This is a genomic window from Stenotrophomonas sp. Steno-C18 (genome assembly GCF_056393195.1).
The window spans coordinates 103561-124648 of the sequence record NZ_JBWJOX010000006.1 but is presented as its reverse complement, the minus strand read 5'-3'; the positions used below and the strand labels follow the sequence as shown (position 1 = coordinate 124648).

Annotated in this window: 21 protein-coding genes, 1 tRNA gene and 1 other RNA gene; 9 read left to right on the top strand and 14 right to left on the bottom strand. The window is 68.1% G+C overall.

Going from position 1 to position 21088, the window contains the following annotated elements; all coding sequences use genetic code 11:
- Positions 1 to 83: 83 nt before the first annotated feature.
- The 5 genes from fabD to AC06FE_RS13520 form a co-directional block, all read right to left on the bottom strand.
- Positions 84 to 1028 (bottom strand): ACP S-malonyltransferase, encoded by a 945-nt coding sequence (gene fabD / locus AC06FE_RS13540; RefSeq protein WP_192286527.1) that lies wholly within the window; start codon positions 1026 to 1028, stop codon positions 84 to 86.
- Between the two features lie 82 nt (positions 1029 to 1110).
- Positions 1111 to 1893, bottom strand: a complete 783-nt coding sequence (locus AC06FE_RS13535) for a BUD32 family EKC/KEOPS complex subunit (RefSeq protein ID WP_478073300.1) — start codon at positions 1891 to 1893, stop codon at positions 1111 to 1113.
- Positions 1894 to 1955: 62 nt separating this feature from the next.
- Entirely contained in the window at positions 1956 to 2921 is a 966-nt protein-coding gene (locus AC06FE_RS13530; RefSeq protein WP_132864797.1) for a beta-ketoacyl-ACP synthase III, read from the bottom strand.
- Between the two features lie 88 nt (positions 2922 to 3009).
- Entirely contained in the window at positions 3010 to 3207 is a 198-nt protein-coding gene (gene rpmF / locus AC06FE_RS13525) for a 50S ribosomal protein L32 (protein WP_132864798.1), read from the bottom strand.
- A 104-nt stretch (positions 3208 to 3311) separates the two neighbouring features.
- A complete protein-coding gene (locus AC06FE_RS13520; RefSeq protein WP_313254264.1) occupies positions 3312 to 3821 on the bottom strand; it encodes a YceD family protein in 510 nt (169 codons plus the stop codon).
- Between the two features lie 115 nt (positions 3822 to 3936).
- On the opposite strand from AC06FE_RS13520, the gene AC06FE_RS13515 reads away from it, so the two are divergent.
- Positions 3937 to 4509 carry a Maf family protein gene (locus tag AC06FE_RS13515; protein WP_478073299.1) on the top strand — a complete coding sequence of 191 codons (573 nt, stop codon included), beginning with the start codon at positions 3937 to 3939 and terminating at the stop codon, positions 4507 to 4509.
- A 32-nt stretch (positions 4510 to 4541) separates the two neighbouring features.
- Here AC06FE_RS13515 and AC06FE_RS13510 read toward each other — a convergent pair whose 3' ends face one another.
- On the bottom strand, positions 4542 to 6386 hold the full coding sequence (locus AC06FE_RS13510) for a glycosyltransferase family 39 protein (protein ID WP_478073437.1): 1845 nt from the start codon (positions 6384 to 6386) through the stop codon (positions 4542 to 4544).
- Between the two features lie 38 nt (positions 6387 to 6424).
- On the opposite strand from AC06FE_RS13510, the gene AC06FE_RS13505 reads away from it, so the two are divergent.
- The 4 genes from AC06FE_RS13505 to AC06FE_RS13490 are packed head-to-tail and all read left to right on the top strand — an operon-like array spanning position 6425 to position 10820.
- On the top strand, positions 6425 to 7378 hold the full coding sequence (locus tag AC06FE_RS13505) for an AAA family ATPase (protein WP_478073298.1): 954 nt from the start codon (positions 6425 to 6427) through the stop codon (positions 7376 to 7378).
- Positions 7379 to 8335 (top strand): DUF58 domain-containing protein, encoded by a 957-nt coding sequence (locus tag AC06FE_RS13500; RefSeq protein WP_313254002.1) that lies wholly within the window; start codon positions 7379 to 7381, stop codon positions 8333 to 8335.
- Entirely contained in the window at positions 8332 to 10296 is a 1965-nt protein-coding gene (locus AC06FE_RS13495) for a transglutaminase TgpA family protein (protein ID WP_478073297.1), read from the top strand. The genes AC06FE_RS13500 and AC06FE_RS13495 overlap by 4 nt, the downstream gene beginning before the upstream one ends.
- The gene (locus tag AC06FE_RS13490; RefSeq protein ID WP_132864802.1) at positions 10293 to 10820 is read left to right on the top strand and encodes a Slp family lipoprotein; all 528 of its coding nucleotides are present in this window, start codon (positions 10293 to 10295) and stop codon (positions 10818 to 10820) included. The genes AC06FE_RS13495 and AC06FE_RS13490 overlap by 4 nt, the downstream gene beginning before the upstream one ends.
- Before the next feature lie 69 nt (positions 10821 to 10889).
- On the opposite strand, the gene AC06FE_RS13485 is transcribed toward AC06FE_RS13490, so the two are convergent.
- The 5 genes from AC06FE_RS13485 to dnaX form a co-directional block, all read right to left on the bottom strand.
- A complete protein-coding gene (locus AC06FE_RS13485; RefSeq protein ID WP_478073296.1) occupies positions 10890 to 12188 on the bottom strand; it encodes a hypothetical protein in 1299 nt (432 codons plus the stop codon).
- Positions 12189 to 12248: 60 nt separating this feature from the next.
- Positions 12249 to 12599 (bottom strand): histidine triad nucleotide-binding protein, encoded by a 351-nt coding sequence (locus AC06FE_RS13480; protein WP_478073295.1) that lies wholly within the window; start codon positions 12597 to 12599, stop codon positions 12249 to 12251.
- Positions 12600 to 12650: 51 nt separating this feature from the next.
- Positions 12651 to 13250: a recombination mediator RecR gene (recR, locus tag AC06FE_RS13475; RefSeq protein WP_132864805.1), complete on the bottom strand. Its 600-nt coding sequence runs from the start codon at positions 13248 to 13250 to the stop codon at positions 12651 to 12653.
- Between the two features lie 91 nt (positions 13251 to 13341).
- Positions 13342 to 13662 (bottom strand): YbaB/EbfC family nucleoid-associated protein, encoded by a 321-nt coding sequence (locus tag AC06FE_RS13470; protein WP_132864806.1) that lies wholly within the window; start codon positions 13660 to 13662, stop codon positions 13342 to 13344.
- Positions 13663 to 13667: 5 nt separating this feature from the next.
- A complete protein-coding gene (dnaX, locus tag AC06FE_RS13465) occupies positions 13668 to 15599 on the bottom strand; it encodes a DNA polymerase III subunit gamma/tau (protein WP_478073294.1) in 1932 nt (643 codons plus the stop codon).
- Positions 15600 to 15738: 139 nt separating this feature from the next.
- On the opposite strand from dnaX, the gene AC06FE_RS13460 reads away from it, so the two are divergent.
- From AC06FE_RS13460 to AC06FE_RS13450, 3 genes are all read left to right on the top strand, one after another.
- A tRNA-Ser gene (locus AC06FE_RS13460) sits at positions 15739 to 15831 on the top strand.
- Positions 15832 to 16323: 492 nt separating this feature from the next.
- Complete coding sequence (locus tag AC06FE_RS13455; RefSeq protein WP_478073293.1) at positions 16324 to 18687, top strand: GH92 family glycosyl hydrolase; 2364 nt, start codon at positions 16324 to 16326, stop codon at positions 18685 to 18687.
- Positions 18684 to 19175, top strand: a complete 492-nt coding sequence (locus AC06FE_RS13450) for a GNAT family N-acetyltransferase (RefSeq protein WP_313254021.1) — start codon at positions 18684 to 18686, stop codon at positions 19173 to 19175. Before AC06FE_RS13455 ends, AC06FE_RS13450 begins: the two co-directional genes overlap by 4 nt.
- Positions 19176 to 19181: 6 nt before the next feature.
- On the opposite strand, the gene AC06FE_RS13445 is transcribed toward AC06FE_RS13450, so the two are convergent.
- A complete protein-coding gene (locus tag AC06FE_RS13445; RefSeq protein WP_446541363.1) occupies positions 19182 to 19499 on the bottom strand; it encodes a DMT family transporter in 318 nt (105 codons plus the stop codon).
- 313 nt (positions 19500 to 19812) lie between these two features.
- Between AC06FE_RS13445 and ffs the strand changes: the two genes are divergently transcribed.
- Positions 19813 to 19909, top strand: an RNA gene (ffs, locus tag AC06FE_RS13440) — signal recognition particle sRNA small type.
- Between the two features lie 27 nt (positions 19910 to 19936).
- On the opposite strand, the gene AC06FE_RS13435 is transcribed toward ffs, so the two are convergent.
- Together AC06FE_RS13435 and AC06FE_RS13430 are read right to left on the bottom strand one after the other, a co-directional pair.
- Complete coding sequence (locus tag AC06FE_RS13435; protein ID WP_478073436.1) at positions 19937 to 20323, bottom strand: nuclear transport factor 2 family protein; 387 nt, start codon at positions 20321 to 20323, stop codon at positions 19937 to 19939.
- The gene (locus tag AC06FE_RS13430; protein WP_478073292.1) at positions 20320 to 21087 is read right to left on the bottom strand and encodes an MBL fold metallo-hydrolase; all 768 of its coding nucleotides are present in this window, start codon (positions 21085 to 21087) and stop codon (positions 20320 to 20322) included. Before AC06FE_RS13430 ends, AC06FE_RS13435 begins: the two co-directional genes overlap by 4 nt.
- Position 21088 lies beyond the last annotated feature (1 nt).

Here is a 21088-nt window from a genome sequence, read left to right as displayed (position 1 = left end):
TTCTCTCTTCTTCAGGCGGCGCCGCGGTGGCGGCAGCCGTTCACGGCCGGACGCAGGTTGCGCCCGCCCTCATGCCCATGGGATCAGTTGGCCCACTCTTCCAGCGCACCGGCGAAATCGGCCGGGGTCGCCAGCGAGCGGCCTTCGATGGTCTTGTCGATGCGCTTGACCAGGCCGGTCAGCACCTTGCCCGGGCCGCACTCGGCCACGCGGCTCACGCCACGGGCGGCCAGCGCCTGCACGCAACCGGTCCACTGCACCGGCTGGTACAGCTGCTGCACCAGCGCCTGGCGGATGGCATCCACGCCGTCATGCACCTTGGCATCGACGTTCTGCACCACCGGCAGCTGCGGCGCGCGCCAGTCCAGCCCAGCCATCACTTCAGCCAGGCGGTTGGCGGCTTCGCGCATCAAGGGGGTGTGCGAGGGCACGCTGACGGCCAGCTTCACCGCCTTGCGCACGCCCTTCTCGGCCAGCAGCGCCAGCGCGCGGTCGACCGCGTCGGCATCGCCACCAATGACGATCTGGCCCGGGGAATTGAAATTGGCCGGTACCACGACCTGGCTGCCCGCCGCTTCGGCACAGACCTCCAGCACCATAGCGTCCTCGGCACCGAGCACGGCCGCCATGGCGCCGACGCCGGCCGGGGCCGCGTCCTGCATCAGCTGGCCGCGCAGACGCACCAGGTGTGCGCCTTCACGCAGCGACAAGGCACCGGCAGCGACCAGCGCGGTGTATTCACCCAGGCTGTGCCCGGCCAGCACGGCCGGCTTGGCACCGCCCTGTGCGTTCCACAGGCGCCACACCGCGATGCTCGCCGCCAGCAGTGCCGGCTGGGTGAACTCGGTGCGGTTGAGCTGCTCTTCCGGGCCGCCCTGCGACAACGCCCACAGGTCCACGCCGGCGCCATCGGACGCCTCGGCGAAGGTTTCGCGGATCTGCGGGTGCAATTCAGCCAGTTCGGCCAACATGCCCAGGGACTGGGAGCCCTGGCCGGGGAACACGAAAGCGAGTCGGGAATCAGTCACGCGGTCATCTGCTGCACTTCGAAGCGGGGCATCATAAGCGCGAACCTGCCCGCTCGTCTGTACTGAAGCGTATGCAGGGCGCTCAGCCGAGCATGCCCAGCAGGTCGACCTGGCCGTCGATCAGCCAGTCCACGCAGACCACCGTCAGCAGCACCAGGCCCAGCGAAGTGGCCGCGTGCAGGGCGAAAATGGCCTGCGCCAGCACCCGGCCGGACCGGCCCGCCCGCTTCAACAGGCGCGCCAGTGACTGCAGCCGCGTGGTCACCTCGTTGGCCTGCTCGACCACCGGCCCCTGCGCCCGCTCCATCGCCTCGATCAGCAGGTCCTGCAGGACCTCGCCGCGGTGGTCGTAGTACTTGGCCACTCCGTAGCCGAACATCAGCCAGTCGCGCGCCTGCGCCGTGGGCAGGTCCATCACTTCCAGCGGGTCCTCCTCGAAATCGAGGAAACCGACGTTCTCGCCGTCCCAGGTCATGTTGCGCGGCAGCGGCTGGCCCAGGTAGGCCCCGCGCGCATGCGCGTCGGCAAGGGTGGCCATGGCCGCCTTCACCAGCCGGTCGCGGCCGGCATCATCGGCATCGCGCATGCATTGGTTGAAGGAGTCGCCGGTATGCTCCAGCAACAGGGCCGCCCGCCCCTCGCCGATGACGGCCGGGACGTTCACGCCCTGCTCGCGCAACTCGGCCAGGCGGCGCGCCTCGATGTCACGCGCCTGCTCGCCACCCCGGTGCGGCGGCGGCCGCAACGCGTCCATGCCGAAACGATGGGCGACAAGGTCCAGCAGGCCAAGGGCGAATGCCCGGCTGCCTTCACCGTAGTACTTGAGCCATGCACGCTGGCCCTCGATAAGAATGGCTTCTGCCATGACGCAACCTCCCGGATCACCCGTGCCGCCGCCTCACGCCGCGGCCGGCACACAAACCGTGATCAGTAACGCAGCAACGCCGAACCCCAGGTGAAGCCGCCGCCGAAGGCTTCCAGCAGCAGCAGCTGGCCACGCTCGACCCGGCCGGAGCGGATCGCCGCATCCAGTGCCAGCGGCACCGAGCCGGCCGAGGTGTTGCCATGCTTGTCCACGGTCACCACCACCTGATCCATCGACATGTCCAGGCGCCTGGCCGTGGCTTCGATGATGCGCAGGTTGGCCTGGTGCGGGATCAGCCAGTCCAGGTCGGACTTGTCCAGGCCGTTGGCCTGTAGGGTTTCATCGACGACCGAGTCCAGCGCCTTGACGGCGTACTTGAACACGTCGTTGCCCTTCATGTTGATCTTGCCGGGCTTGTCCAGGCCGACCGACACGCCGATCGGGTTCCACAGCAGCTCCTTCTTGCTGCCGTCGGCATGCAGGTGGGTGCTGAGAATACCGGTGTCTTCGTCGGCCTTGAGCACGACGGCGCCCGCGCCATCGCCGAACAACACGCAGGTGGTGCGGTCGTTCCAGTCGACGATGCGGGTCAGGGTTTCCGCACCGATCACCAGCACATGCCTGGCGTCGCCGCTGCGGATGAATTTATCGGCCACGCTCAGGGCAAACAGGAAGCCCGAACATGCCGCATTGACGTCAAACGCCGCCGAGCCGGCCGCGCCGAGGCGCGCCTGGATCAGGCAGGCGGTGGACGGGAAAATGATGTCCGGCGTGGTGGTCCCCACGACGATCATGTCCAGCTGCGAAGCCTCGATGCCGGCCGCCTCCAGCGCACGTACCGCGGCGTGATAGCCGAGATCGCTGGTGGTTTCGCCTTCGGCAGCGATATGTCGCTCACGGATACCCGTTCGCGACTGAATCCACTCATCGGTCGTGTCCACGATCTTGGTCAGATCGTCGTTGGTCAACACTTTCTCGGGCAAGTAACTACCAGTGCCCGCGATCCTCGAGTAGATCCGCTTGCTCATGCTGTTTCCTGTTGCGCGAAGCCGCCCGAAGGCGGCCCCGGAAGAATCGGTGCAACCGCCGCCACGCGCACGTGGCGGCAGTCACGAATCAATCTTCTTCGACGACCGAGGACGACTTGGTCGTGATCACCTTCTTGCCACGGTAGAAACCGTCGGCGGTGATGTGGTGGCGCAGGTGCACTTCACCCGTGGTCGGGTCGGTGGACAGCTGCTTGGCGCTCAGGGCGTCGTGCGCACGACGCTGGCCGCGGCGGGACGGGGTAACACGGGATTTCTGCACAGCCATGGGATTGCTCCAAACTCGGTTCGTTTGCTTCGTCGTTTAATTGCACGGGACGCCAGCGTCCTGCACTACTCGCTTTCGCCGCAGCCGCCGACGATAACCGGCCGCTATTGTTTCTTCAGCGCCGCCAATGCCGCGAACGGATTGGCCTTGCTCTGTTCCTCTTCGGTCGCCGGCCAGTCACGTTCGACCGCCTCGCTCCCCGGTGCCAGCGCCACCACCGGCACCGCCAACACCAATTCATCCTCGACCAGTTCCAGCGGCTGCAGGTTGCCATCTTCCGGCACCAGCAGCGCTTCGTAATCCGGCGGAAGCGCCGATTCCTCTTCCTCGTCGCGGATCAGGCCCAGTCGCTGGCGGATCGCCACCGGCAGCAGGAAACGCTGCATGCTGCGCTGACAGATCAGCGGCAGCTCGGTATCGATGGTCAACTCGACATAGGCTACCTTCAACACCTCGTCGCGCCCAAATTCCAGTGCGTAATGGCACTGCCCTTCGGCATCGGCAACAAGGCCCTGCAGGCGGGGCAAATCGGACAAGGGCACCTGGCCGTCGAAGCACCTGCGTGCTGCGACCATCCGCCAAGCATCCAGCAATTCGGGCACGTTCGCGGACATAAGCTGCAGAATGTTAAGGACCAGGCCCGCCGCTGTCAAACCCGGTGGCAAGGAATCATTGTCACCACGGGCTGGTCGCAGCAGACTGCCACGCCCGGATCCGCCATTTTCCCACATGACCGACCTGATCCTCGCCTCCACTTCCCGCTACCGGGCCGAATTGCTGTCCCGGCTGCGGCTGCCGTTCAGCTCCATCGCCCCCCAGGTCGATGAAGCCCCGCTGGCCGGGGAGGCGCCGGCTGCGCTGGCCGCCCGTCTGGCGGCGGCCAAGGCGCAGGCCGTGGCGGCCGGACACCCGGGCGACTGGGTGATCGGCTCGGACCAGGTCGCCGAACTGAATGGGGCGCCGCTGGGCAAGCCGGGCACCGTCGAAGCCGCCTGCGCGCAACTGGCCGCCATGTCCGGCCAGGAGGCGCGCTTCCATACCGCGCTGTGCCTGGACAATGGCCGCGAGCAACTGCAGGCCATGGACGTCACCCGGGTCCGGTTCCGTGCCTTGAACCGCGAGGAAATCCGCCGCTACGTCGACGCCGAGCAACCATTGGACTGTGCCGGCAGCTTCAAGTGCGAGGGATTGGGCATCAGCCTGTTCGAGGCCATCCATTGCAGCGACCCGACCGCACTGGTCGGCCTGCCGCTGATCGCCCTGTCACAGTTGCTGCGGCGCGCCGGCTACGCGCTGCCCTGATCGCCGGCAGCGCAAGCACCCGGGAGAGCGCCCTACTCCACCACGAACGGCTGTTCGGCCCACTCCTCGACGCTGCCGTCCTTGCCGTGCAGGCGCATGCCCAGCCAATGCCGGCCCGGCGCCAGCGCGCGGGTATCCACCCTGGCGTCGAAGCCCACCGCCGGATGGTGCGGGTCATTCGTGCCCGGCCACGCCTGGCGGATGTCGAAGACCCGTCCATAGACGGCATCACCGACACTGTGCCCGTCCACCAGCAGCTCCACGCGGTCCAGCCCGACACCGTCCTTGAATGCCCACCCCTGCACGTCGACCACGCCGCGCGCGACCGACGCACCGGCCGCCGGCACATCCACCCAGGCCATCGCCGGGGTGACGCACGGCCCCTCCTGCCGGGTTGCCGGTAGCCGGAACAGCAGGAACCGCTGGAAACCATGGTCCAACGACACCACCCGAGGCGGCGGCAGCGGCCCGACCAGTTCGCAGACCGCGTGATAGCGGGCCAGCAGGTCGCGGTAGCGCTGGTCACTGGGAGCCAGCACCAGCAATTGCGGGTTGTCGCGATGACCATCGCTGACCAGGCCCCACAGGGCCAGCTGCGCGGTACGCCCATGACGATCATTGAGCGGATGCGGCAGCACCTGGACGGACGGATCGTCCAGGCGGAACCCCAGCTCGGAACCCACCTTGAAACTGCCGGCCAGGACCGTGGTGTCGGCCGGCATGTGCTGCAACTCTTCGCGCACGGCCGCGGCCAGCGGTGACCAGCCGGCGAAATTGCGCGGGTAGTACTTGCTGCCCGCCATCTCCTGGCGCAGGCCGGGCATGGACACGACCAGGTAATACCCCAGCGCGACGACCAGGCCGATCGCCGCCGTCACCCATACCGCGCGCCGCCATGCCTTCGGCCAATGCGTCAGCAGCACCGGCACCCCGACCAGCAGGGCCAGATATCCGGGCAGCGGCCAATGGAAGCTGATCCGCTCGGCATCGGTGAAGAAGCCCAGCAGGAAGATCAACGCCGTCGAGGCGGCGCCCACCAACGCGAAGTAGCGCCACTGCACGTGATGGAACCCACCCGCAGCCTTGCGTACGCCGCTGATGCCCACCATCACCATGGCCACGAACAGCACCGGCGTGACCATCAGCGGCTGTATCAGCAGGAACAGCAGACCCTCGCTGCTGAACACCCAAGGGTGGCGCTCGATGATCTGGAACTTCAGGCCAGCGTCCTGGTTTTCCAGGTTCCACGCCATCAATGGCAGCCATGCCACGATGCCGGTGGCCAGCGCGATCCAGATCCGGGGATCACGCAATACACGCCGCCCTTCCGGCAACAGCACCAGGGCAATGAATCCCACGATGATCACGCCGAGGAACCGATAGTGGCTCAGGGCCCCCACCACCAGGCCCAGCGCGAGCAGCAGCGCACCGCCGGCATCCACGCCGCGCAACAGCCGTGCACCCGCCCCGAGGCAGAGCAATGCCGCGATGGCCATCGGCACGTCCGGCACCGCCAGGATGCCCAGCGTGGCCGACATCGGCATCAGCAACGCCAGGCAACCGGCCTGCCAGCCGATCCGCCCGCCGAACCAACGCCCGGTGATCCACGCCACCATCCACGGCAGCAATGCACCCAGCGCCAGGAATGGCAGGCGCACGCCGAGACGATGCCCGCCGGCCACTTCCACGCCCAGTCGCGTCAACCAGGCCGTCAACCCCGGCAGGTCCGAATAGGCCGCCGCAAGATGCTGGCCTTCCTGCCAATAGAACGCTTCGTCGACGAACAACGGCAACCGTGACGCCACCAGGACCTTGACCGCCGTGGCCAACACCCACAACGTCAGGAACATGATGTAGGCGCGGCGCTCCCCCCTGATAGGCACTTACACTTCCTCAAAGTTGCAAGAATCGAGAGATGACCATGAGTCTGGCCACACCTGGAATGCTAACCGATGTCACGTTGCCCTCCCTGCACAAGGCGCAGGAACAGGTCAACGCCCTGCTGCTGGGCAAGGCGCAGGAAGTACGGCTGGCGTTTGTCGCCCTGTTGTCCGGGGGACACCTGCTGATCGAGGATCTGCCCGGGCTCGGCAAGACCACGCTGGCCCACGCCATGGCCTCCACGCTCGGCCTGCAGTTCCAGCGCGTGCAGTTCACCTCGGACCTGCTGCCGGCCGACGTGCTGGGCATCTCGGTCTACGACGCGCAGAGCCGCAGCTTCCAGTTCCATCCCGGGCCGGTGTTCTGCAACGTCCTGCTGGCCGATGAGATCAATCGCGCGCCGCCGCGCACCCAGAGCGCGCTGCTCGAAGCGATGGCCGAGCAGCAGGTCACCCTGGACGGCGTCACGCATGCATTGCCGGATCCCTTCTTCGTGATCGCCACGCAGAACCCGGTGGACCTGTCCGGCACCTTCCCGCTGCCCGACTCGCAGTTGGACCGCTTCCTGCTGCGCCTGACCCTGGGCTACCCGAATGCCCAGGCCGAACGCGCGCTGCTCAGTGGCGGCAGCCGCCGTGACCTGATCGCGCGCACCACGCCCCGCCTGTCCGACCAGGACATCCTGCAACTGCGCGAGGCGGTGGAACAGGTGCACGCCAGCGACGCACTGATCGACTACGTGCAGGCGCTGCTGACCCGCAGTCGCCAGCATCCGGGGGTGAAGGTCGGCCTGTCGCCGCGCGCCGGCATCGCGTTGTTGCGCGCGGCCAAGGCGCATGCGCTGCTGCTGGGCCGCAGGCATGTGGTGCCCGAGGATGTGCAGGCCTTGTTCATCGCCGTGGCCGGGCACCGGCTGGTCGCCGAGGCCGAGTCCTCGTCCGGCCCGACCTTGGCACGCGCCATCCTGCACAGCGTCAAGGTCGATTGAATGATCGACCGCCTGCGGCAACGCCTGCAGTCACTGCAATGGCTGGCGCGCCCACGCCACCCCGAAGCGCTGCCGGTGCAACTGGACCGGCGCCGCATCTACGTGCTGCCGACCCGCTTCGGATTGTTCCTGGCCGCACTGCTGGCGGTGATGCTGCTGGGCGCACTGAACTACAACAACAACCCCGCGTTGCTGCTGGCCCTGGTGCTGGCCACCACCGCCATGGCCAGTGCCGTGTACGCCCACCTGCAGTTGTCCGGCCTCCGCCTGGAGGCGATGTCCGCCGAGCCGGTGGCGGCCGGCACCCCCATCCAGTTGCGGCTCGCGCTGTCACGCAGCGACAGCCGCAGCCGACGTGCGCTGCAGCTCGACCACGAACAGGTCCACGGCAACGCCAGCCTGGCCCAGGACAGCCAGGCCGAGGCCGACCTGTGGCTGCCCACCACCGCGCGCGGCTGGATGGACCTGTCGCGCATCCGCGTCTCCACCACCCAACCGCTTGGCCTGGTACGTGCGTGGAGCTGGTTCTGGCCGGAAGCACCGCTGCTGGTCTATCCCACGCCCGAAGCCAACCCGCCGCCCCTGCCGGATACCGGCAGCCATTCCACGCGTACCCGGGTGCATCCACTAGGCGACGAACTGCAGCAGTTGCGGCCCTATCGTGCCGGTGATGCACGCCGGACCATCGCCTGGAAGCACTCCGCACGCCGCGACACGCTGCTGGTGCGCGAGTACGAGCGCCCGGCCGGCACCGAACTGGTACTGGACTGGCAACAGCTGCACGCACTGCCCCATGAGCGCCGCATCTCCCGCCTCGCGCGCTGGGTGGACGATGCCGAACGCGAGGGCCGCCGTTACCAGTTGCGCCTGCCCGGCACCCCACCGATCGGCCCGGCCAGCGGCGATGCCCATCGCCACCTGTGCCTGCGCGCCCTTGCCCTGCTACCGCCCGCATGAAGCGCGACAACGCTCCTGACGCCAGCAACACCGCACGCAGCGGGGCGATGCTGACCACCGCCCTGGCCCTGTTGCCACTGTTGCTGCAGTTGCCTGGCGTGCTGGCAGGCATGATCGCCGCGGCCGCCATGCTGGTCGCACTGCTTTCCTGGCGGAAGGTGCCGTCGATGCCACTGCGGCTGTTGCTCGTCGCCGTCATGTTGGCCGCCATCTACTGGCAGATGGGAGCCCATCCCGGACGCGACACCGGCTGTGCATTGCTGGCGGCAATGCTGGCGATCAAGTCCAGCGAACTACGCAGCCTGCGCGATGCGCGCAGCCTGATTGGCTTCGCCCTGTTCGCGCCCTTTGCCGCGTTCCTGCTCGACCAGGGTCCAACCACCCTGCTGCTGGCCGCCGCGGCGGTGATCTGCGCGCTGCTCGCACTCCAGCGGATCGCCGACGAGGACGCCGGCATCCGGCCACTGGCTGTCGGCCTGCAACTACGCACCGTCGGACGCCTGATGCTGCTGGCCTTGCCCTTGGCCATGGCTGCGTTCTGGCTGGTGCCGCGCCTGGGAAGTCCACTGTGGGGGATCCCGGAACGGGCCATCGGGCGGCCCGGCCTGTCCGACAGCATGCAGGCCGGCCAATGGCTGGACCTGATGGTGGACGACAGCCCCGCGCTGCGCGTGCAGTTCTTTGGCCCGCCGCCAGCGCAGAACCAGCGTTACTGGCGCGGCCCGGTGCTCACCCGTTTCGACGGCCGGCGCTGGACCCGGCTGGACTACCAGCGCACCACGCCGCGCCCCCACTTCGAACCAGGCGCGGCCCAATGGGACTACCAGATCGAGTACGAGCCCACCGACGATCGCCAGCTGGTCTCACTGGACCTGCCGCTGAACAACCCACCTGGCACGTTCCTCGATGCCGACTACTCCCTGCTCAGCCCACAGCCATTGACCGCGTTGACACGTTGGCGGATGCAGTCGGCTGCGCCGCAACGATTCCAGCTGGAGCTGCCCCCTGCACTCCGTCAACAGGCCCTGCAGCTCCCCGACGGCTTCAACCCGCGCACCCTTGCCCTGGCCCGGAAGTGGCGCAGCGAGGCCGGCACGGACGACGCGGCCATCGTCCAACGCAGCCTGGACTGGATCCACCGCGAGTTCGCCTACACGCTGTCCACGCCCCTGCCCGGTCGCCATGGTGCCGACGAGTTCCTGTTCGACCAGAAGGAAGGCTTCTGCGAGCACTTCAGCTCCGCATTCGTCGTGCTGATGCGCGGTGCCGGCATCCCGGCCCGCGTGGTCACCGGCTACGCGGGCGGCGTGCGCAACCGCTTCGGCGACTACTGGGTGGTCCGGCGGATGGATGCCCATGCGTGGGCCGAAGTGTGGCTGCCCGAACGCGGCTGGGTGCGGGTGGACCCCACCGCAGCGGTCGCCCCGGAGCGCATCTATGACACCCTGGAAGACCGGCTTGCCCAGCAGGGCGGCACCGCCGCCGGTGGGCTGGACCTGGCCGGCCGCTGGGACAGCATCGTGCAGTTCGGTGACTGGATGCGCCGTGGCTGGAACACCGCCTTCCTCTCCTTCGATGCCAAGCGCCAGCAACGCCTGCTCAGCCCCTTCGGCGTCGGAGAGCTGTCGCCCTCGCAGTTGGTCGTACTGTTCGCCGGCTTCGCCGTGATCGCGGTGGGGGCCATGGCCTGGCTGCTGGCACGCGGCGAGCGCCAGCGCGACCCGCTGCTGCGCGCCTGGCACCGGCTGGGCCGGCGCTATGCCCGCCTCGGCCTGGCCCGCGAGCCCCACGAGCCGGCCGGCGATTGGGCGCGCCGGGTGGAACTCCGCTACCCGGGCAGCGGTCTGATGGCACTCAGCAAACGTTTCGCCGACGCACGCTACGCTGGCGTCCTGTCCGACCACGTTTCATTATTGCGGGACCTGCGCAGGCACCGCCCGAAACCCGGAGCATCACCATGAACACCCGCATTGCCCTGATTGTCGCCGCCAGCCTCACGCTGGCCGCCTGTGCCACCGCTCCCAAGCCGCTGCAGGGGCAGTTCAGCACGGTTTCCCCGCGTGATTCGGTGGCGCAGAAGCAGACCGGTACGCCGGTGCGCTGGGGTGGTCGCATCATTGAAACCCTGCCGAGCCAGGGCGAGACCTGCTTCCAGATGATCGCCCGTCCGCTCACCGGTACCGGTCGCCCGAGCAGCACCTCCTCCGACGCCAGCGACGGCCGCTTCATCGCCTGCCGCGCCGGCTTCTACGACCCGGCGGTATTCGAGCCAGGCCGCGACGTGACCTTCATCGGCCGCATCGATGGTTACCAGACCACCAAGATCGGCGAGTACGACTACCCGCTGCCGAAGATCAACGCCGACGTGGTCTACCTGTGGCCGGTGCAGCGTGAGGTGGAGGTGGTGCCTGCCTACCCGTACGGCCCGTGGGGCCCGGGTTGGGGTCCCGGCTGGGGCTGGGGTTGGCGCGGCGGCTGGTGGTAAGACGCCCAGCGCTCACGGCAAACAGGAAACGCCGCCTCCGGGCGGCGTTTTTCGTGGCGGCAGGAGAACTCACTCCTGCCGGCGGATCGTCCAGTCGCCCTCGCGGGCATCAGGCCGCAGCACCCAGCCAGGCTTGAGGGTGAGCGCCCATCCCTCGCCCGCCCAGCCCTCGGCCGTTTGCCGTGCCCCGGCATGGGCCACCGACAGCCGCTTCCAGTCGCTGGACAACAGCCCATCACCACGCACGTCCAGCACGCCCCATTCGGCTGCCGCGCGAATCACCCCGTACACCGCACCCTGTGGTGGCAACGGCGTCACCCGGTTCGGATCGAAACTGAAGCTGGCACCGTTCACCGGTACGCCCAGCACCGGGCCATCGACCAGCCGCGCGCGCAGGGCCGCCACCACCTCAGCCTGCTGCCTGGCACGGGCGGCCTCCTCGGCCTCGACCTCGGCCAGACCATGGCGCGCGCCAGCACGCCGGAACGCGGCCTCATCGGCGTCGATGGGTACCCCCAGGCCGACCGCAAGCAGCTGTGGCAATCCGTCCTTCCGGTTCCAACGGATGCGCCAATCCAGCGCGGCCCGGTCCAGCAGGACACCGTAGGCAGGCCCGGTGTAGTAGGCGAAGGAACGGGCATAGGCGGTCACGCCGTCGCCGCGGCGCAGGTGTTCGGCAAGGTGCGCTTCCCGCGCCGCATCCTGCGCGAGGATGCGGCCGGTGTACTCGGCGATGCCCTCATGGCGCTCCATCGCATCCTCGGCTGCACGCGCCTCCGGGAAACGCGCCTGCCGCCAGCCCCGGAAGGTCAAGGCATCACGGCTGGCCCGTTGCCGCTGCGCCGCGTCCGTTGCCTCCATTGCGGCACGCAACGCACGCAGCTCCAGCCGCAGCGCCGTACGCCCCTGCGCCGTCTCCAGCTGGTCCTGATCGGCATGGGTGGCCGGCAGGCCGATCTGCGCCTGGATGCGGTGCCAGGCCTCGTGCATGAAGAGGATGGACTGCGCCACCGGATCTTCCGGCAGCGGCAGCATCAACATCGTCCAGGTACGCCCATTCCAATCCACCGCGGTGTTGGCCACCGGCACCTTGTCGGGCAAGCGGCCACGGAAGAGTGCGCCCTCGCGCTCCAGCGCGGCATCCACGCCGTCCATGTTGGCAATGAACTGGCGGCTGGCCGGATCGGCCAACAGCACCGGCCCGCACAGGCTCACGCCCCAGGTCTTGCCATCATCGGCCGTACACAGCTGCTGCATGCGCTGGAAGGCCGCGCTGGCGACGGATGCCTCCGGCAAGCCCTGTGCGAATGCTGCCGACGGGAACAACACGAACAGCAGGCCAATGCGCCTGCAGATGCCTCCAGCCACCGAACACCCCCTCATGGCGGAACCGTGTTCCGCGCGTCGTCAAACCCACCCGATGTCTGCTTACGCCGCGCCGAAATGCCCCAGCGGCGCGCCGGCCAGCAGATGCAGGTGGATGTGGAACACCGTCTGGCCGGCATCTTCGCGGCAGTTCATGACGATGCGGTAGCCGTTCTGCGCGAAGCCTTCACTGCGCGCGTACTCGGCAGCAGCCAGGGCCAGCTTGCCCACTAGGTGCGCCTGCGAGGGCTGCAGGTCATCCAGGGTCGGGATGACGTCGTTCTTGGGAATGAACAGGACATGCACCGGCGCCTGCGGGGCGATGTCCTTGAAGCCCAGCACCTCGTCATCTTCATAGACGATGTTGGCGGGAATCTCGCGACGGATGATCTTGCCGAAAATCGTATCGGTCATGCGACGGCTCACTGGCGTTGAACGGCCTACAGCTTACCGCCCCGCCGTGGCTTATTCGCTGATTTCGCTGCGGCTGCCAAAGGCGTGCGACAAGGTGCCGCGGTCCACGTACTCCAGCTCGCCCCCCAGCGGCAGGCCCTGCGCCAGGCGGCTGGGCCGCACCTTGTTGCGGCGCGCCAGCTGCGCCAGGTAGTGCGCGGTGGCCTCGCCTTCGACGGTGGAATTGGTGGCGATGATCAGCTCGGTGACCTCGCCTTGCGCCAACCGGGCTTCGAGCTTGTCCAGCCCCAGCTCGCGCGGGCCAATGCCGTCCAGCGGCGACAGCCGCCCCTGCAGCACGTAGTACACGCCGCGATAGCTGGTGGCGTGTTCGATCGCCAGGCGATCGGCCGGTGATTCAACCACGCACAGCGTCTGCCGCTCGCGACTGCTGCTGGCGCAGACCGCACACACCGGGGTTTCGCTGAAATCCCGGCACTGCTCGCAGTGGCCGATCTTCTCGATGGCCTCGGCCAGCACCTCGGACAAGCGCTGGCCGCCGTCGCGTGCGCGCTCCAGCACGTGGTAAGCCATGCGCTGGGCCGTCTTCTGGCCGACGCCCGGCAACACACGGAAGGCTTCGATCAGTTGTTCCAGCAGCGGCAGGCTCATCGCGACAGGCTCTCTTCAAAACAAGCGCGCGAAGCCCGGAGGCTTCGCGACGCGGGTAACGCAGATGCCGGCCCGGCCGGCGCCAGCATCATCAGAACGGCAGCTTCATGCCCGGCGGCAGCTTCATGCCGGCCGTGGCCGAGCCCATGCGGCTCTGCGATTCTGCGTCGATCTTGTTGGAGGCATCATTGAAGGCGGCGGCGATCAGGTCTTCCACCATCTCCTGGTCGGACAGCACCGACGGATCGATGCGCACCTTGCGGCACTCCTTGGTGCCGGTCAGCGTCACGCTGACCATGCCACCACCGGCGCTGCCGGTGACTTCCAGCTTGGCGATTTCTTCCTGGGCCTTCTGCAGGTTCTCCTGCATCTTCTGGGCCTGCTGCATCATTTGGGCGATATTGCCGCGCATGGTTCTTACTCTTTGAAGGGACGGATGGAGTCGGCCACGACCCGGGCGCCCTGCTGGATCAGCTGCTGCACCTGGGGGTCGGCCATGAAAACGGCTTCGGCCGCGGTTTGCTGCTCACCGCGCTGGCGATCAGCGCGCTCGTGCAACGTCTCGGCCTGGACGTTGCCGGTTTCAATCACGATCTTCGGGGTGCTGCCCAAGGCCTGCGACAAGGCCTGCGCCAGCGTCGCCAACGCGCGCTCGGACTGCAGGTACTCAAAGCCCGGCAGCAGCGCCAGCTTCAGCACACCGTTCTGGAAGCTGACGAACGCCGCGTTGGCCGCCAGTTCGCGCGACGGGCCGGACAGGCCGCTGTCGACGATCAGGTCCAGCCATTGTTCGGCGCTGTCCAGCGCGCGCCCACCGCCGGTGGCCGCCGGCCTGGCGGCCGGGGCGATCTCGATTCCGCTCGGGCGCGCTGGCGCGATCGGGGCCACCGGAACCGCCGGCGCGGCCTGACGTACCGGCGCTTCCTCGACCGGTTCGGACATCGCCATTTCCGCCGCCATCGCCTCGTCACGCGCGGCGGCTTCGGCCGCCTCCACCGCCCACGGCGGCAGGTCGTCATCGGCTACCTGCGGCTTGGCCGGCGCTGCCGGTTCTGGCGCGGCCACGACCGGCGCAGCGGCCTTCACCGGTGCCACGGCCACTTCGGCCACGGCTGCAGGCGGTGCCACCGGCACCACGGGCTCAGCAACCGGCTTGGACGCAGTCACTGGCGCGGCAACGGCCGCGGCCGTCACACCGCTGCCCGTCGTTGCGGCACCGACCTGTTCCCCGGCACCCTGCCCCGAGCCTTCCGGCACGGCCGGTACCGCGCCGGCCGGACGGAACGCCAGCATGCGCAGCACGGTCATTTCAAAACCGGCACGCGGGCTGGGCGCCAGGTGCAGGTCGCGACGGCCGCCCAGGGCCATCTGGTACCAGAGTTGCACTACTTCCGGGCGCAACCGCTGGCCGAAGGCCACCGCATCCACGCCCTCGCCCGGCACCACGGTGCCCGGGACCAGCTGCTGTACCTGGATGCGGTGCAGCGCCTCGGCCAGCGCGTCCAGCACGCCGCTCCAGTCCGGCGAGAAATCAGCCAGCGCCGCGACCACCTGCAGCAGCCGCGTGCCATCACCATCGGCCAGTGCGTCCAGCATCGCCGCCACCTGGGTGCGGTCGACCGTCCCCAGCATGGCGCGCACCACGTCATCGCGCAGCGCGCCACCGGCATAGGCGATGGACTGGTCCAGCAGCGACAGGCCATCGCGCAGCGAGCCATCGGCTGCGCGCGCCAGCTGCACCAGGGCGCTGTCGTCGAACGCGATCTGCTCGGCGGTGAGGATGCGGGTCATCTGGCCGCGGATCTGCTCCTCGTCCAGGCGCTTGAGGTTGAACTGCAGGCAGCGGCTGAGCACGGTGACCGGCAGCTTCTGCGGGTCGGTGGTGGCCAGCAGGAACTTCACGTGCTCCGGCGGCTCTTCCAGCGTCTTGAGCAGCGCGTTGAACGCCGCCTTGGACAGCATGTGCACTTCGTCGATCAGGTAGACCTTGTACTTGCCGCGCGAGGGCATGTACTGCGCGTTCTCGATCACCTCGCGCACGTCATCCACGCCGGTATTGGAGGCGGCGTCGATTTCCAGCAGGTCGATGTAGCGGCCGGCGTCGATGTCCAGGCAGGCCCGGCATTGGCCGCACGGGTCGGCGCTGGTGCCCTGCTCGCAGTTCAGCGACTTGGCGAAGATGCGGGCAATGGTGGTCTTGCCGACACCGCGGGTGCCGGTGAACAGGAAGGCGTGGTGGACGCGGCCACTGTCAAGCGCATTGCTCAGCGCGCGGACCACGTGTTCCTGGCCCACCAGCTCGGCAAAACGCTTCGGACGCCACTTGCGGGCAAGGACGAGATAGGACATCAGGCAACCGTCTTCATCTGAAGCCCCATTGTGCCATGCCCACCCTGTCCGCCAGCACCCTGTCCAGGGGGTGCTTGTGGCCGGCGGCCAGTCCCTATAGAATCTGCGCCCCTGCTGAGGCATTGCAGCAGCAGGATCCGGAGAGGTGTCCGAGTGGTTGAAGGAGCACGCCTGGAAAGTGTGTAAGCGTCTAAACCGCGCTTCGGGGGTTCGAATCCCCCTCTCTCCGCCAGATAACTGAAAAAGCCGTCCCTTGTGGGCGGCTTTTTCAGTTATGGGGCGAAACACATGGGAGATGAGAGCGCCAACGAGTTCGACCACCGGCGCAGCCGGTGGGACGGCGCAGCCGCCCGAAGGGTGAGGTGCGAAGCACCAAATCAATCCCCCTCTCTCCGTCATGTAAAGCCCCCCCCAGAGGCGGCTTTCCTTTTGCCGATAAAAGGCACTGAAAGCAGGATGCTCCGCTGGATCGACCTCCGGCCAACGCGGCGGACTGCCTCTCATCATCGGCGACCAGCGATGTAGCCCCGCGCAAGTGTCCAGTGAACGAAGACACGATGAGCAAGCCGAGCATTCCCGACGCTCCATGCGAGCCGCCCCGACAACTTTCCAGCTTGGATCCGGCACCCCAACGCTGCCAAGTGGTGAATCGGGAAATGACGCCCGCCATGCCCCTCTTTCCCGTGCTAGTTTCGTTTTTTGGACCGATCCAAATAGGTGCAAGATGAAGAAGCTCGGCGGAACCCTGTTGGCACTGGCAACCCTTGCGGGCGCATTCACCGCTGCGCCTTCGCTGTCACGCGCCGCAGCCCCCGATGCCGGCCAATCGGCCTACGCCGCCGTCGACCCGTTCATCGGCACCGGTGGCGAAGGCCACACCTACCCGGGCGCCACGGTGCCTTACGGCATGGTCCAGCTCTCGCCGGATACCCGCATCCAGTCGCGCAAGGACGGCTACGGCTGGGCCGCAGGCTACCGTTACGACGACAGCACCATCGTCGGCTTCTCGCATACGCATTTCTCGGGTACCGGCCATTCCGACCTGGGCGACCTGCTGCTGATGCCGACCACCGGCGCGCTCACGCTTGAACGCGGCAACCCCGACCAGCCGGGCAGCGGCTATACCTCGCGCTTCAACCACGCCAGCGAGACCGCGCAGCCGGGTTATTACGCCGTGACACTGGACGACTACAAGGTGCGCGCCGAACTCACCGCCAGCGCGCGCGTGGGCATGCACCGCTACAGCTTCCCGGCCGGCCAGCCTGCGCACGTGCTGCTGGACCTGCGCACCAGCATGTACGACTACCCGGGCAAGATCCTGTGGTCGCGCATCCGCGTGCGCCCCGATGGCACGGTCACCGGCTTCCGCGAAACCCGCGGCTGGGCGCCGGGCCGGCAGCTGTACTTCGCGCTGCGTTTTTCGCAGCCGCTTGCCGGCCATCAGCTGCATGACACCGAGCAGGACGTGGCCTACAAGGGCTTCCCGCCACCGGCCGAAAAGAACCCGGCGCAGCGCGCGCAGATCGAAGGCCGGCAACTGGTCGCCGCCTTCGACATAACGCCGCGCGCCGGCACGCCGCTGCTGGTCAAGGTGTCGATCTCGCCGGTCAGCGAGGACAATGCCATCGCCAACCTCGACGCCGAAGCACCGGGCTGGGACTTCGATGGCATGCGCGCGGCAGCCAGGCAGCAATGGAGCACCGCGTTGGGCGCGGTCGATGCCCAGGGCGACGCCGCGCAGCGCACCCGCTTCTACACCGCTCTGTACCACACCCTGCTCGGCCCCACCCTGTTCATGGACAGTGATGGCCGCTACCGCGGGCCGGACAATGCGGTGCACCAGGCAAAGGGTTGGACGAACTACTCGACCTTCTCGCTGTGGGACACCTACCGTGCCCTGCATCCGCTGACGACGTTGCTGCAGCCACCGCAACGCACCAACGACTTCGTCAACTCACTGCTCGCCTCGCGCCGCGAGAGCCCGTACGGCGTGCTGCCGGTGTGGTCGTTCCACGGCCTGGAGACGTGGTGCATGATCGGCTACCACGCGGTGCCGGTGATCGCCGATGCCTACATGAAGGGCATCCGCGGCTACGACACCGATGAAGCCCTGCAGGCCATGGTCGCCAGCGCCAACTACGGCCCGTACGACGGCATCGCGCAGTACCGCGAACTGGGCTACGTGCCGATCGACGAGGAAGGCGAAGCGGCCAGCAAGACGCTTGAGTACGCCTATGACGACTGGAGCATCGCGCAGGTGGCGCAGGCGATGGGCAGGGACGCGGTGGCCGGCGAGTTCAGCCGGCGCGCGACCAACTGGAAGCACGCCTTCGACCCGGCCACCGGCTTCATGCGTGCACGCCAGCGCGACGGCAGCTTCCGCGAGCCGTTCGACCCGAGTGCCAGCGGCTACGGCAGCGATTACACCGAAGGCAATGCCTGGCAGTACTCGTGGTACGTGCCGCAGGACGTGGCCGGGCTGGCCGCCGCGCACGGCGGCAGCGAGCGCCTGCTGCAACGGCTGGACGCGGTGTTCGAGGCCAAGGTGGACCCGGCGATCTTCGCGCACATGGAGGACATCACCGGCCTGATCGGCTGGTACGCGCACGGCAACGAACCCAGCCACCACGTCGCCTACCTGTACGCCTACGCCGGCCAGCCGTGGCGCAGCCAGGCACGCCTGAAGCAGATCATGGACAGCCAGTACGCCGCGCGCCCCGATGGCCTGGCCGGCAATGACGACCTGGGCCAGATGTCGGCCTGGTACGTGTTCACCGCGCTGGGCTTCTACCCGGTCACGCCGGGCAGCAACCAGTACATCCTCGGCCGCCCGTTCCTGCCGCGCGCCACGCTGAACCTGCCCAACGGCAAGCAGTTCCGCATCGTTGCCGATGGGCTGGATGACGCGCACACCTATGTGGGCGGCGTCACCCTCAACGGCAAGCCCTTGGACCGCGTATTCCTGACCCATGAAGAGATCCTGGCCGGCGGCGAACTGCAGTTCCGCATGCAGGCCGAGCCGAACACGCAGTGGCCTTCGGCGGCGGCCACCGCGCCCTATTCCCAGTCCGGCCCGGTGATTCGATGAACCCACCCGGCACCGCCACCACCCGCGCGCCTGTCCACGACGTGCGCGCTTACCGCGCGGCCGACGCTGCGGCCTGCCTGGCATTGTTCGACGGCAATACGCCCGACTACTTCGCCCCCGGCGAGCGTGCAGACTTCGCGCGCTTCCTGGACGCGCTGGCAGGTGAACACGGCTATCTGGTGATTGAAGCCGCGGGCCGGGTCGTGGCCTGCGGTGGCCTGACCCTCAGCCCGGACGGCACGGCGGGCTTCTGCTGGGGCATGGTCGCGCGCCAACGGCAGCGGCAAGGGCTGGGCCGGCAGTTGGCGCTGGCGCGCCTGCAACAGGCACGCCAGCACCCGCAGGTGCGGCAGGTGGTCCTGAGCACCAGCCAGCACACCGAGGCGTTCTACGCCGGGCTGGGCTTCCGCGTGACCGGCCGCGTGGCCAATGGCCACGGCCCCGGCCTGGACGCGGTGGACATGGTCCTGCTGCTGGACGAGCGCTGAGCCGCCTCAGCTGCTGGACAACTTCATCAGCACCAGGCCGCTGACGATCAACACCGCCGCGCCGATACGCATCGCGCTGACCTGCTCGCCCAGGAAGGTGATGCCGATGACGAATGCACCGACTGCGCCGATACCGGTCCAGATGGTGTACGCCGTGCCCAGCGGCAGGGTGCGCATGGCCGCGGCCAGCAACCAGAAGCTGGCGATCATGCCGACGAGGGTGATGACGCTGGGGACCAGCCGGGTGAAACCATGGGATTGCTTCATCGCCAATGCCCAGACGATTTCCAGCACACCCGCGACCAACAGATAGATCCAAGCCATGACAGGGCTCCTTGAAGGGGCCAGGCCGTCCTGGATGGGTTCCCGCGATGGGGGAGGTCGTCCTCCGTTGTGGGGCGCATTCTAGCCAAGCCGGCCGGCTATGGCCGTCAACGCGAGGTCACGGGTTACACGGGGTTTACACACGGATCTGGCCGCGCAGCCCCGGCATGGGCTACAATCGCCGCGCACGACAGGACCTGCTCCAGTTTGTGTCCGGTCCGTGAGCTGCGGCGGCTGATGATCCCATCGCCCCAACACTTTCTGGATTGCGAATGGCCGCGCATTGCGCGGCCAAACCGTCTCTATGGTGGCCCCGTCGGCCCCTCGCGACGCTAGGTCGAAAATCCCGCCAGGGCCGGAAGGCAGCAACGGTATCGATCGACGCGGGCGCCGAGGTCAGCCGGCGGGGCCACCGCCTTTTTGCGGGGTTGCCGCGCTCAGCGCGCGGGCGTGGCCTGGTGAAAGCACAGCCGCCAGCGCGAACCGTGCCGCCGCCACAGCGAGCTGCGCTCGGCCCACGCGTCTGCCTGCCCGGCCTGGCGATAACGGCTGCGGTAACGCACCTGGGCAAGATCCGGTGCCAGCAGTGCCACCCCGAAGTCCTTCGCCTCGATATCCACCTGCGCGCCTTCAGCGGGCAGGTGCCGCAACATCTGCGTGCGCGTGTAGCAGCGGCCGGACTGGCCGACCTCGCTGAAGTCTTCGTCCAGCAGGGCTTCCAGCCGTTGCCGGTCAGCCCGCACCTCGGCGGTATGCAACGCCCGCTCCCGCATTTCCAGCTCGGTGGCCAACGCCGCAGAGGCGGACAGGCCGTGCATGCTCAGGGCAAGGTCGCAGGATCGACCTGCGGACCGCTGCAATCGGCCAGTGCAATGCACTCACCCGGCTCCGCCACCCGATGCCCGCGTGCGCGCAGCGCCTGGCCATCGGCGGCGCTGGCGTAGTGGTAGAGCACCATGCGCGCCTGCGTGGCCGCGTCGTACTCCCGCTCCAGGTCGTCCACGCCGGTGTGCGATGGGTTGCCATGCAGCCCGCAGTCGTGGGCGATCAATTCGTTGTCGCCGGCATACCGGGCCAGCATCTCCGGGATTGGCCGGGTGTCGCCACTCCAGACCAGCGTGCCGGGCAGGCGCAGGCCGTAGGCGGTCTCCGGCCAGTGGTGGCGCACCGGGAATACGTCCAGCCGCACGCCCTGGTGCCAGAACGCATCCCCGACCACGATCAGCTGGAACGCATCCCAGAAATTGGCACCGCCTTCGGCCAGCACGTTCGGGTAGTCACCGATGCGCTTGTGCAGCAGCGGCACCACCGTGGCCGGCACGTACACACGCACCTTGCCGCGCCGCTGCCGGTTGAAGAAGGCGTCCACGAACAGCCGCTCGAAGCCGGCCACATGGTCCAGGTGGACATGGGTGATGAACAGCGCCTCCGGCAGCGCGCCGTAGTGCGCGCGGTAGGCGGTCAACCCCTCGCCACCGCAGTCGATGGTCAGCCATGGCTGGCCGTCGCGCTCGATCACCGCCATCGGCGAGCCCAGTTCCACCGCCGAGGCATTGCCGACGCCCAGGAAACGTACTGCCCAACTCATC

Coding starts and splice junctions, on each gene's coding strand:
- AC06FE_RS13520 (WP_313254264.1), bottom strand. CDS start 3,821: ATGTCCGCGAACGTGCCCGAATTGCTGGATGCTTGGCGGATGGTCGCA.
- AC06FE_RS13490 (WP_132864802.1), top strand. CDS start 10,293: ATGAACACCCGCATTGCCCTGATTGTCGCCGCCAGCCTCACGCTGGCC.
- AC06FE_RS13495 (WP_478073297.1), top strand. CDS start 8,332: ATGAAGCGCGACAACGCTCCTGACGCCAGCAACACCGCACGCAGCGGG.
- AC06FE_RS13500 (WP_313254002.1), top strand. CDS start 7,379: ATGATCGACCGCCTGCGGCAACGCCTGCAGTCACTGCAATGGCTGGCG.
- AC06FE_RS13450 (WP_313254021.1), top strand. CDS start 18,684: ATGAACCCACCCGGCACCGCCACCACCCGCGCGCCTGTCCACGACGTG.
- AC06FE_RS13470 (WP_132864806.1), bottom strand. CDS start 13,662: ATGCGCGGCAATATCGCCCAAATGATGCAGCAGGCCCAGAAGATGCAG.
- AC06FE_RS13480 (WP_478073295.1), bottom strand. CDS start 12,599: ATGACCGATACGATTTTCGGCAAGATCATCCGTCGCGAGATTCCCGCC.
- AC06FE_RS13530 (WP_132864797.1), bottom strand. CDS start 2,921: ATGAGCAAGCGGATCTACTCGAGGATCGCGGGCACTGGTAGTTACTTG.
- AC06FE_RS13505 (WP_478073298.1), top strand. CDS start 6,425: ATGACCATGAGTCTGGCCACACCTGGAATGCTAACCGATGTCACGTTG.
- rpmF (WP_132864798.1), bottom strand. CDS start 3,207: ATGGCTGTGCAGAAATCCCGTGTTACCCCGTCCCGCCGCGGCCAGCGT.
- AC06FE_RS13515 (WP_478073299.1), top strand. CDS start 3,937: ATGACCGACCTGATCCTCGCCTCCACTTCCCGCTACCGGGCCGAATTG.
- AC06FE_RS13430 (WP_478073292.1), bottom strand. CDS start 21,087: ATGAGTTGGGCAGTACGTTTCCTGGGCGTCGGCAATGCCTCGGCGGTG.
- recR (WP_132864805.1), bottom strand. CDS start 13,250: ATGAGCCTGCCGCTGCTGGAACAACTGATCGAAGCCTTCCGTGTGTTG.
- AC06FE_RS13535 (WP_478073300.1), bottom strand. CDS start 1,893: ATGGCAGAAGCCATTCTTATCGAGGGCCAGCGTGCATGGCTCAAGTAC.
- AC06FE_RS13455 (WP_478073293.1), top strand. CDS start 16,324: ATGAAGAAGCTCGGCGGAACCCTGTTGGCACTGGCAACCCTTGCGGGC.
- AC06FE_RS13445 (WP_446541363.1), bottom strand. CDS start 19,499: ATGGCTTGGATCTATCTGTTGGTCGCGGGTGTGCTGGAAATCGTCTGG.
- dnaX (WP_478073294.1), bottom strand. CDS start 15,599: ATGTCCTATCTCGTCCTTGCCCGCAAGTGGCGTCCGAAGCGTTTTGCC.